Genomic DNA, 10,639 nt, shown 5'->3' with positions numbered 1-10,639 from the left:
GGACTGGCCGGGTGGGATCATCGGGGGGTGAGCCGCGCCGATACCGTCCGTTTCCGTCACAACCAGGCCATCCTGGTCGCCGCGATCGTCGCCTTCATCGGCGCGCTGCCGCTGGCCTCCGCCCGCTGGTGGCTGCTCTGGGTGCTGCTCGTGCCGCTCGCCGTCGCGGTCTGGGCGTGGCGGGCCGGCACCGACGCCGATGCCCGGGAGCTGCGGCTGCGGGCGCTCGTCGGGCAGCGCCGGGTGCCGTGGAACCAGGTCGCCGAACTCGCCGGTGACCCCCGCGGCCGGGCGGTGGCCCGGCTCGACGACGGCGAAGTGGTGATGCTGCCGGCGGTACGCGCCACCGAACTGCCCCGGCTGATCGCCGTCACCGGGCAGGAGCTGCCGGACACCGGCAGCGATCATTAAGCCACCCGCGATCAGTAGCCGTCGACCACCCGGTTCGTCAGCTCCTCCCCGGCCACGTACCGGCGCAACTGCTCGCCCACCAGGCGGTACGCGCGGGGCAGCAGCCCGCGTACCGAGCCGGCGACGTGCGGGGTGAGCAACACGTTCGGCAGCTCCCACAGGGGATGGTCGGCGGGCAGTGGCTCCGGGTCGGTGACGTCCATCGCCGCGCGCAGGCGGCCCGAGGTCAGCTCGGCCACAAGCGCCGAGGTACGCGCCACCGGCCCGCGGGCGGCGTTGACGAGCAGCGCGCCGTCAGGCATCGCGGCGAGGAAGCGCTCGTCGACCATGCCCCGGGTCTGCTCGGTCAGCGGCACCAGGAGAACCACCACGTCTGCCTCGGGCAGCAGCGCGGGCAACTCGTCCACCCCGTGCACGCCCTGGTCGGGTCGCGGCGTACGGGCCACGAGCGTGAAGCTCACCTCGAACGGGGCGAGCCGGTCGCGTACCGCGGTGCCGATCGAGCCGGCGCCGACGATCAGCACCCGCTTACCGGCCAGTTCGTCGGTGGGCGCCACCTCGTCGTACGCCCACTCGCGCCGGGCCTGCGCACGGGCCAGCGGCGCGAATCCGCGCAGCGAGGAGAGGATCGCGGCGACCACCCATTCGGCGGTGGGTGAGTCGTGCACGCCCCGGGCGTCGCAGAGCGTCACGCCGTCGGGGATCCGCCCCACCCAGGCGTCCGCCCCGGCGGAGAGCAGTTGCACCACCTCGACGTCGGGCAGCTCGGCGAGGAGCGCCCCGGCGTCCGGGCCGGACAGGAACGGTGGCACCCAGAACCGCACCCCGGACGGGGACGACGGAAGCCGCCGCGGATCGTCCAGCAGCTCCACGGTGACGCCGGGCGGCAGCTCGCCGAGCAGCCGGCGGCCCTCCGGGTGCGGGATCCATACCTTCACGACCGCCGACGATATCGGCCCCGGACCGGCCGGCGCGGCGTGACCCGTGACGAACACCGCGCCGGGAATGGAGTGGCGGCCCGGCGGGGTATAACCGAGAACGGGATGCCGGTCGGGTGTTCCGCTTGCTGAGGGCGGTGGCGATGAGCGAGGACGGCCGGGGACGGGTGTCCGTGCCGATTCCGGCGCTCGCCGACCCCGACCGGTTGCGTTCACTCGACGAGACCCGGCTCGACGCCGTACCGGACGAGGCGTTCGACAGGTTCGCGCGTCTGGTCGGCGACCTGCTGGACGTGCCTGTCGCACTCGTCTCCCTGGTGGACGCCGAGCGCCAGTTCTTTCCCGGCGCGACCGGCCTGCCGGAGCCGTGGGCGGCCCGCCGGGAGACGCCGCTGAGCCACTCGTTCTGCCAGCACGTCGTCGACATCGAGATGCCGCTGGTGCTGCCCGACGCCCGCCTCTACCCGCGCGTACGCCTCAACCTGGCCATCGAGGATCTGGGCGTGGTGGCGTACGCGGGCATGCCGCTGACCGACCTGGAGGGGCGGGTGCTCGGCTCGCTCTGCGCGATCGACAGCAAGCCCCGGGCCTGGACGAAGGAGCAGCTGCGGACGCTCGCCGACCTGGCCGCCGCGTGCTCCTCGGAGCTGCGGCTGCGCATCGCGGTCCGCGGCGCCGAGCAGGCCCGCCGCCGTGCGGAGGAGGCGCACGACCGGCTCGCCATGCTGGCCGGGATGAGCGAGATGCTCGGCGGCACGCTCGACGTAGCCACCGCCGTGGACCGGCTCGGGCACGCGATGGTGCCGCTGCTCGCCGACTGGTGCCTGATCACGCTCGTCGACCCGGCGGGCCGGCCGCGCACCGTCACCGGCGTGCACCGCGACGCCGAGCGCGAGGCCGACCTGACCCGCTTCGCCGAGTTGCTGACCACCGGGCTCAGCGCGGAGTCGCAGATCCGGTCGGTGCTGCGTACCGGGCGGCCGGCGGTGCGCGCAGTGGCCGACCTGGACGACGTGGCGCGCGGCACCACGCGCCCGGAGCTGGTGCCGCTCGCCGCCCGTCTCGGCATCGGTTCCCACCTGACCGTGCCGATCACCGCCGCCGGGGACCGGGTGATCGGCGCCGTCACGCTCGTCAACCGTCAGGGGCGGCGCGGTTTCGACGCCAGCGACCTGCGCACCGCGCAGGACATCGGGGTACGTGCCGGACAGGCGGTCGGCAACAGCCGCCTCTACGGGGAGCAGCGGCACGTCGCCGAGGTGCTCCAGCACAGCATGCTGCCGAGCCTGCCGGCCGTGCCCGGAATCGAGCTGGCCGCCCGCTACCTGCCGGCCGCCGACCGGGTGGAGGTGGGCGGCGACTGGTACGACGCGTTCGTCCAGCCCGACGGCGAGCTGATCGCCGCGATCGGCGACGTCGCCGGGCACGACATCGAGGCGGCGGCCACCATGGGCCAGTTGCGCAACCTGGTGCGGGGCAACGCGTACGGGCGTAACGACCCGGTGGAGGATCTGGTGGCCCACCTCGACCAGGCCATGGGCGGGCTGCGGGTGCCCACCGTCGCGACCGCCGTGCTGGCCCGGGTCCGCCCGGCCGACGACGGGCTGACGGTCTCCTGGTGCAACGCGGGGCACCCGCCGCCGTTGCTGGTCCGCGCCGACGGCACGGTCTCGGTGGCTGACGGCCGCGGGCCGCTGCTCGGGCTGGCCCGGCCGCCCCGGCGTACCGGCCGGACGCTGACCCTGGCACCGGGCGACACGCTGCTGCTGCACACCGACGGGCTGATCGAGCGCCGGGACCAGCCGATCGACGAGGGACAGGCCGAACTGCTCGCCCACCTCGCGGCCGGCGGGCCGGGCGTACCGCTGGACCTGCTCTGCGACCGGCTGCTCGCCGCCGCGCACCGGCGCGAGGACGACGTCGCCCTGCTCGCGCTGCGGGCCGGCTGACCGGTACTCCTCCGAACGGCCGGACGCGGGCAGGGGTGCGCGCGACGTGCCCGGTTCGCCGGTCCGCCCGGCTAGGCTGGGCCGGGTGAGCCCGCGTCTTGCGTACCCCTGTGTCAGCCGCCTCCGGACGGCGCTGGCGGCGTCCTGCGCGGCGTTGCTCCTGGGCACCGCCGGCTGCTCCCTCGGCGAGCCCGAGCCGGACCCGGCCGGCGCACCGCCCAACCTGCCCACACCGTCCGGCACCGCGAGTCCCGGCGGGGCCGGTCAGCAGGTTGTCGCCACCGTGCTGGCCAAGGGGCTGGAAGTGCCGTGGGGCATCGCGTTCCTGCCCGACGGCGGGGCGCTGGTGACCGAGCGGGACAAGGGACGGATCCTCCAGGTCGGCCCGGAGTCCGGCCCGGACGGGCTGGCCGTCCGGCCGGTGCAGACCGTGCCGGACGTGGCCGCCGGCGGCGAGGGCGGCCTGCTGGGCATCGCGGTCTCCCCCGCGTACGCCAAGGACCGCACGGTCTTCGTCTACTACACGGCCGAGGACGACAACCGGATCGCGAAGATGCAGCTCGGGCAGGCGCCGAAGCCGATCCTGACCGGCATCCCGAAGTCCGGCACGCACAACGGCGGCGGGCTCGGTTTCGGGCCGGACGGCCACCTCTACGCGAGCACCGGCGACGCGGGGCGCACCGAGAACGCCCAGGACGGCAAGAGCCTCGGCGGCAAGATCCTCCGGATCACGCCGGACGGCAAGCCGGCGCCGGGCAACCCCACCGCCGGGTCGCCGGTCTGGTCGACGGGCCACCGCAACGTCCAGGGCTTCGCCTGGACGCCGGACAAGAAGATGTACGCGGTGGAGTTCGGCCAGAACACCTGGGACGAGATCAACCAGATCAACAAGGGCGGGAACTACGGCTGGCCCCGGGTCGAGGGGCGCGGCGACGACAAGCGCTACGTGAACCCGATCACACAGTGGCCCACAGGTGACGCCTCCTGTTCCGGCCTGGCGGCGGCGGACCGTCTACTCGTCGCCGCCTGCCTGCGCGGCCAGCGACTCTGGCTGGTGGAGCTGGCCGGCAACGGCACAGTCCTCGGTCAGCCGCGCGACCTGCTCAACGGCCGGTACGGTCGGCTACGGGCCGTCGCGGCGGCGCCGGACGGCTCGCTCTGGGTGAGCACGTCGAACCGGGACGGGCGGGGTACGCCCACCGCCGAGGACGACCGCCTCCTGCGGCTCGTCTTCGCCGACGGGGGCGCCGGCCGGAGCTGATCCGGCCCACCGGGTTTGTCAAGATCGCGCAAGGGGCAGGTCAGAATCTCAGCATGGACGGCCACGAGAACGAACAGCACCGCTCCGGGGACGAGACGTCTCCGGAGCGCGGGCGCACCCGCCGCCTGACGGCGTGGCGGCCCGGTCACCGGCTGCGCCGGCTGGGTGTCGTGCTGGCTCTGCTCGCGGTCACGCTCGGCGGCATCGTGATCGGCACGTACGCGGGCGGCCATGTCGGCACCGACATCGGCCCGTTCCGGGCCGAACTCAAGCTCAGCCCGTCGCTGTCCGGCGGCACCACCGTCGACATCCCGCCGCTGGGCGCGCTGCTGCTGGACAGCCACGACGGCCCGGCGTACCTCACAGTCGAGGTGGGCTCGCTGGACCAGGGGCGCACCGAGGCGCTCATCGACGACCCGGCCAGCATCAGCCGGGCCAGCCAGTCGGCCGTCCAGGACGTCCGCGACGGCGTGATGCGGCTCGGGCTGCGTACGCTCGCCTCGGTCGTCCTCGCAACGCTGCTGCTGGCCGCGCTCGTCTTCCGGGACGTCCGGCGCACCGCGTGGGCCGGCGGCCTGGCGCTGGTCGTGACCGCCGGCAGCCTCGGGCTGGCCGCGAGCACGCTGCGCCCGCAGGCGATCGAGGAGCCGCGGTACGAGGGCCTGCTGGTCAACGCGCCGGCGATCGTCGGTGACGCGCGGCGGATCGCGAACGACTACACCAAGTACGCCGAGCAGCTCCAACGGCTGGTCGGCAACGTCAGCAAGCTCTACACCACGGTCTCCGCCCTGCCCGTGGTGCAGCCGTCGCCCGGCACCACACGGGTGCTGCACGTGTCGGACATCCACCTCAACCCGACCGGCTGGCAGCTGATCCGTACCGTGGTCGAGCAGTTCGGCATCGACGTGGTGGTCGACACCGGCGACATGACCGACTGGGGCAGCGAGCCGGAGGCCTCGTTCGTCGGGTCGATCGGCCTGCTCAAGAAGCCGTACGTGTTCATCCGCGGCAACCACGACTCGCCGCGCACCGCCGCCGCGGTGGCGCAGCAGCCGAACGCGATCGTGCTGAACAACTCGGTCACCACAGTGGGTGGGCTGACCATCGCGGGCATCGGCGACCCCCGCTTCACCCCCGACAAGGAGACCTCACCGGCCGGCAGCGGCCTCACCTCGGCCGTCGCCGACCAGGTGATCGGCGCCGGCGAACAGCTCGCCGCCACGATCGACAAGTCGCCGCGCAAGGTCGACATCGCGCTCATCCACGACCCCGCCTCGGCCGGCCCGCTCTCCGGCGACTGCCCGCTCGTGCTCTCCGGGCACACCCACTCCCGGCAGGTGTCGAAGCTGCCGCAGGTGGAGGGCAAGCAGCCGACCACGCTGATGGTGCAGGGCTCCACCGGTGGGGCCGGGCTTCGCGGCCTGGAGGGCGAGAAGCCGACTCCGCTGACCATGACTGTGCTCTACTTCGACCAGCAGAAGCTGCTCCAGGCGTACGACGAGATCACTGTGGGCGGCACCGGGCAGTCGCAGGTCAACCTGGAGCGGCACGTCATCCGCGACCCGGCGAAGGGCGACCAGGTGCCGGTCACCCCGACCCCGACCCGCGGCCCGTCGGAGTCGCCGTCGCCGGGCACGACCACGCTGAGCCCCACCCCCACGAGCTGACCGCCCCGCTTTCTCGCCTTTCTCGCGGTCAGCCCGGCGCCCTGCCGCACTGACACCCGGTCACTCGGCGTCACGAAGCCCGTCCGGCACGGGGATGCCCCGCCGCCGACTTTGCTCTGCACCCATCGGCGCAGCAGGAACCGAGCGTCACCGTCTGGGTGGGTGCAGAGCGGCGAGCGTTCCACTACGCCCCAGCTCAGGGCGGTGATGCGGATATGGCTGCAGAGCAAAGGGGCCGAGAGGTGATCCCCCGGGTCGCCAGAGGCGGTTACCCTCCGCAGCCATTCCCGCCGTCACTTTCCGTGAGGAATGCCGTCCACCGCGCCACCCGAATCGGCCAGGACGCGGCCCGCCGTGCCGGGGTCGATCCGGGAGCCAGGAGAGCCGGCAGAACCCGGTCGCAGGACGCACCGGGCCGAGTGCCAAGGGCGGGCCGGATCGCCCGAGAGAGCCGGAAGACCGGCGAGCCGAGAGGCTGAGGCCCACCCGGAGGCCGAACCTCACCGCGAGGACCCGGGGCCGCCGCACGGAGGCCGGACCCCCACCGCGAGGACCCGGGGTCGCCCGGATGTCCGGCCGGCCCCGTGGCGGCGTGCGGTCAGCGCAACGGACGCGCGCCTCAGCGCAGCGCGATCGCGGCCAGCGCGGCGTTGACGATGCTGCCGGGCAGCAGGTCGTGCAGCTCGTACAGCTCCCGGACACTGCCGGACTGGCCGAACTCGTCCACCCCGAGCGGCACCGCCGGAGCCCCGACCGCCGAGCCGAGCCAGGCCATCGCGTGCGAGGCCGCGTCGTGCACTGTGACCACCGGCACCCGGTCGGCGAACGCCGACCGCAGCGCGCCCGGCACGCTCGGCACGGTCGCGGTCCGCACACCCTGGCGCAGCGTCCGCTGCCACGCGCGGTAGAGCCGGTCCAGGCTGGTCACGTCGACCACGTGCGCGGCCACGCCCTCCTCCGCCAGCTCCGCGGCGGCCGCGAGCACCTCCGGCAGAACCGCGCCGGAGGCGGCGAGCTGCACGACCGGGGCGTCAGCCAGATCGGGGTACGCCTGGTGCGCGTCGACGAGCCGGTACGCGCCGGCCACCACCTGCCGCCGCAGCACGGCGTCCCCGAGCCGTGCCCGGGCCGCCTCGAACGGCGCCTGGTCGATCGGCCGGGTGCTGAGCCGGAAGTAGTACGCCCCGTCCTCGGCCGGCGCGGCTGTCGCGGCCGGAGCGGAGCCACCGGCGATCTGCCCGAGCGCGTCGCAGAGCAGCCAGTCGAGGCTGCCGGCGTACGCGGGCTCCAGGAACGTCACCCCCGGCAGCTCCAGGCCGACCGACGCGGTGATGGTGGACTGGTGCGCGCCGCCCTCCGGAGCCAGCGTGATGCCGGACGGGGTGCCTGCCACCACGAACCGGGAACCGGAGTACGTGCCGTACAGGAACGCGTCCAGACCGCGCAGCACGAACGGGTCGTAGACCGTCCCCACCGGCAGCAGCGGCTGGCCGGACAGATCCCACGACAGGCCGAGCTGGCCGAGAAGCAGGAACAGGTTCATCTCCGAGATGCCCAGCTCGATGTGCTGCCCGGCGGGGCTCTCGGTCCAGCGCAGCATCCGGTCCTCGGTCCAGGAACGCTGCTCGGTCGGTGCGAAGACGCCCGTCTTGTTGATGAACCCGGCCAGGTTGGTCGAGGTGGCCACGTCCGGCGCGGTCGTCACCAGGTAGGGCGCAACCTGCGGATCACGGGCCAGGTCGACGAGCACCCGGCCGAAGACCTCCTGGGTGGAGACGGGCTTGTTCGCGCGTACCCTCGTGGTCTCCGGAACGGTGACGCCCAGCGCCCGCTCGCGCGGCGCGCGGGACAGCGCCTCCCGGCGCTCGCCGGCCCGGATACCGGCCGGGGACGCCGGGTCGAGGCGGTCCCACTCGGTCTCCGGGGTCAGGCCCTGCGCGGCGCGCAGCGCGTCGACCTGCTCGGTGGTGAGCAGCGCCGAGTGGTTGCGCGGGTTGCCGGCGATCGGCAGGCCCCAGCCCTTGACCGTGTACGCGAAGACGACGCTGGGCCGGTCGGTGACGGCGTCGCACTGGGCGTAGGCGTCGAGCATGGCCTGCGCGTCGTGCCCACCCAGGTCGGTGACGAGCGGGCCCAGCTCGTCGTCGCCGATGTCGGCGACGAACGCGGCCACCTCGGCCGGCGCGCCGTCCAGGAACTGCTTGCGCAGCGCCGGCCCGGCCAGCCCGAACAGCGACTGGTACTGCTCGTTGGGCATCCGGTCGATCCAGTCGCGCAGCGCCGCGCCGCCGGGCCGGGCGTACGCCTCGGCCAGCTTGCGGCCGTACTTGACCTCCACGACGTGCCAGCCGGCCGCCTCGAACTGGCCGCGCCACTGGTTGATCCGGATGCCGGGTACGACCCGGTCCAGCGACTGGCGGTTGAAGTCGACGAGCCACATCACGTTGCCGAGCCCGGTGGTTGCCGGGTCGGCGACGGCCTCCCAGATGTTGCCCTCGTCCAGCTCGGCGTCACCGATGATGGCGACGAACCGGGAGTGCGGGCGCGCGCCGAAGTGCGCGTCTACGTAGCGGCGGGTGACGGCGGCGAACAGCGGCGCGGCGGCGCCCAGGCCGACCGAGCCGGTGGAGAAGTCCACCTCGTCCGGGTCCTTGGTGCGCGACGGGTACGACTGGAGCCCACCGCGTGCCCGCAGCTTCGGCAGGTACGACCTGTCGAGGTTGCCGAGCAGGTACTGGATCGCGTGGAACACCGGCGAGGCGTGCGGCTTCACCGCCACCCGGTCCTCGGCGTCCAGGTGGTGGAACCAGAGCGCTGTCATCGCGGTCACAAGGGAGGCGCTTGACGCCTGGTGGCCGCCGACCTTCACCCCGTCACCGGTGTCGCGGTCGTGGTTGGCCGCGTCGACGATGCGGGTGGCGAGCCAGAGCACCCGGCGCTGGATCTCATCGAGGACGTCGAGGTCGTGCTGGTTCACGGTGACTCCATCCGGGCGTCGCCGTTGACGCCCTGTCCGGGGAGGGGGTGGCGAGGCGTTAGGAAGGGCCCCTTCCCATGCACCAGGCGTTAAGAAGGGGCCCTTCCTTACAACACGTCAGGCGCCGAGGCGCGCCAGGATCAGCTCGCGGACGGTCTTCGCGTCCGCCTGGCCGCGGGTGGTCTTCATGACCGCGCCGACGAGCGCACCGGCCGCCGCGACCTTGCCGCTGCGGATCTTGTCGGCGACGTCCGGGTTGGCGGCGATCGCCTCGTCAACGGCGGCGGTGAGCGCGCCGGTGTCCGAGACGACCTCCAGGTTGCGGTTGGTCATGATCTCGGTCGGCGAGCCCTCGCCGGCCACCACGCCCTCCAGCACGGTACGGGCCAGCTTGTCGTTGAGCTTGCCGGCGTCGACCAGTCCCTGGAGCTCGGCGACCTGGGCCGGGGTGGCACCGACGTCGGCCAGCTCCACGCCGGTCTCGTTGGCGCGGCGGGACAGCTCGCCCAGCCACCACTTCCGGGCCGCGGCCGGGGTGGCGCCGGCGGCCACCGTCGCCTCGATCAGCTCGACCGCGCCGGCGTTGACCACCGACTGCATGTCGAGGTCGGACAGGCCCCAGTCCTGCTGGATCCGCTTGCGGCGCAGCCGCGGCAGCTCCGGCAGGGCGGCCTTCAGCTCGGCCACCCACGCGGTGTCCGGGGCGAGCGGCACCAGGTCCGGCTCCGGGAAGTACCGGTAGTCGGTAGCGGTCTCCTTGGACCGGCCCGACGTGGTGTCGCCGGTGTCCTCGTGGAAGTGCCGGGTCTCCTGCGTGATCCGGCCGCCGGCCTCCAGCACCGACGCCTGGCGCAGCATCTCCGAGCGCACCGCCCGCTCGACCGAGCGCAGCGAGTTGACGTTCTTGGTCTCGGTGCGGGTGCCCCACTCCTCGCCCGGCCGGTTCAGCGACGTGTTGACGTCGCAGCGCAGCGAGCCCTCCTCCATCCGCACGTCGGAGACGCCGAGCGAGCGGATCACGTCACGCAGCTCGGTGACGTACGCGCGGGCGACCTCGGGCGCGAGCGCGCCGGTGCCCGGGATGGGCTTGGTGACGATCTCGACGAGCGGGATGCCGGCCCGGTTGTAGTCGACGAGCGATTCGGTGGCGCCGTGGATGCGACCGGTGGCGCCGCCGACGTGCAGCGTCTTGCCGGTGTCCTCCTCCAGGTGCACCCGCTCGATGCCGATGCGCACCAGCTCGCCGTTCACCTCGACGTCCAGGTAGCCGTCGAAGCACAGCGGCTCGTCGTACTGGCTGATCTGGAAGTTCTTCGGCATGTCCGGGTAGAAGTAGTTCTTCCGGGCGAACCGGCACCACTCGGCGATCGAGCAGTTCAACGCCAGCCCGATCCGGATGGTCGCCTCGATGGCGGCCTTGTTCGCCACCGGCAGCG

Annotated in this window: 7 protein-coding genes; 4 read left to right on the top strand and 3 right to left on the bottom strand. The window is 73.4% G+C overall.

What is annotated here, in order from left to right; genetic code table 11:
- The first annotated feature begins 27 nt into the window (after positions 1 to 27).
- A complete protein-coding gene (locus ABD52_RS33620; protein ID WP_030270122.1) occupies positions 28 to 411 on the top strand; it encodes a PH domain-containing protein in 384 nt (127 codons plus the stop codon).
- 11 nt (positions 412 to 422) lie between these two features.
- On the opposite strand, the gene ABD52_RS33615 is transcribed toward ABD52_RS33620, so the two are convergent.
- On the bottom strand, positions 423 to 1,349 hold the full coding sequence (locus tag ABD52_RS33615; protein WP_013284476.1) for a 2-hydroxyacid dehydrogenase: 927 nt from the start codon (positions 1,347 to 1,349) through the stop codon (positions 423 to 425).
- 143 nt (positions 1,350 to 1,492) lie between these two features.
- Between ABD52_RS33615 and ABD52_RS33610 the strand changes: the two genes are divergently transcribed.
- The 3 genes from ABD52_RS33610 to ABD52_RS33600 all read left to right on the top strand — a co-directional run bounded on the left by ABD52_RS33610 (position 1,493) and on the right by ABD52_RS33600 (position 6,226).
- A complete protein-coding gene (locus tag ABD52_RS33610) occupies positions 1,493 to 3,298 on the top strand; it encodes a SpoIIE family protein phosphatase (protein WP_047894388.1) in 1,806 nt (601 codons plus the stop codon).
- A gap of 85 nt (positions 3,299 to 3,383) precedes the next feature.
- On the top strand, positions 3,384 to 4,559 hold the full coding sequence (locus ABD52_RS33605) for a sorbosone dehydrogenase family protein (RefSeq protein ID WP_047894387.1): 1,176 nt from the start codon (positions 3,384 to 3,386) through the stop codon (positions 4,557 to 4,559).
- A gap of 53 nt (positions 4,560 to 4,612) precedes the next feature.
- Entirely contained in the window at positions 4,613 to 6,226 is a 1,614-nt protein-coding gene (locus ABD52_RS33600) for a metallophosphoesterase (protein WP_047894386.1), read from the top strand.
- Positions 6,227 to 6,845: 619 nt separating this feature from the next.
- On the opposite strand, the gene ABD52_RS33590 is transcribed toward ABD52_RS33600, so the two are convergent.
- On the bottom strand, positions 6,846 to 9,203 hold the full coding sequence (locus ABD52_RS33590) for a pyruvate dehydrogenase (protein WP_047894384.1): 2,358 nt from the start codon (positions 9,201 to 9,203) through the stop codon (positions 6,846 to 6,848).
- A 117-nt stretch (positions 9,204 to 9,320) separates the two neighbouring features.
- A partial coding sequence (gatB, locus tag ABD52_RS33585) for an Asp-tRNA(Asn)/Glu-tRNA(Gln) amidotransferase subunit GatB (RefSeq protein WP_047894383.1) occupies positions 9,321 to 10,639 on the bottom strand: 1,319 nt, incomplete at its 5' end.

Source organism: Micromonospora sp. RV43 (assembly GCF_001029515.1).
Classification (GTDB): Bacteria; Actinomycetota; Actinomycetes; order Mycobacteriales; family Micromonosporaceae; genus Micromonospora; species Micromonospora aurantiaca.
This window is presented reverse-complemented; position numbering and strand designations above follow the sequence as displayed.

Bases quoted from the DNA above. Each gene is read 5' to 3' on its own strand.
- ABD52_RS33600 (WP_047894386.1), top strand. From the start codon at position 4,613: ATGGACGGCCACGAGAACGAACAGCACCGCTCCGGGGACGAGACGTCT.
- ABD52_RS33610 (WP_047894388.1), top strand. From the start codon at position 1,493: ATGAGCGAGGACGGCCGGGGACGGGTGTCCGTGCCGATTCCGGCGCTC.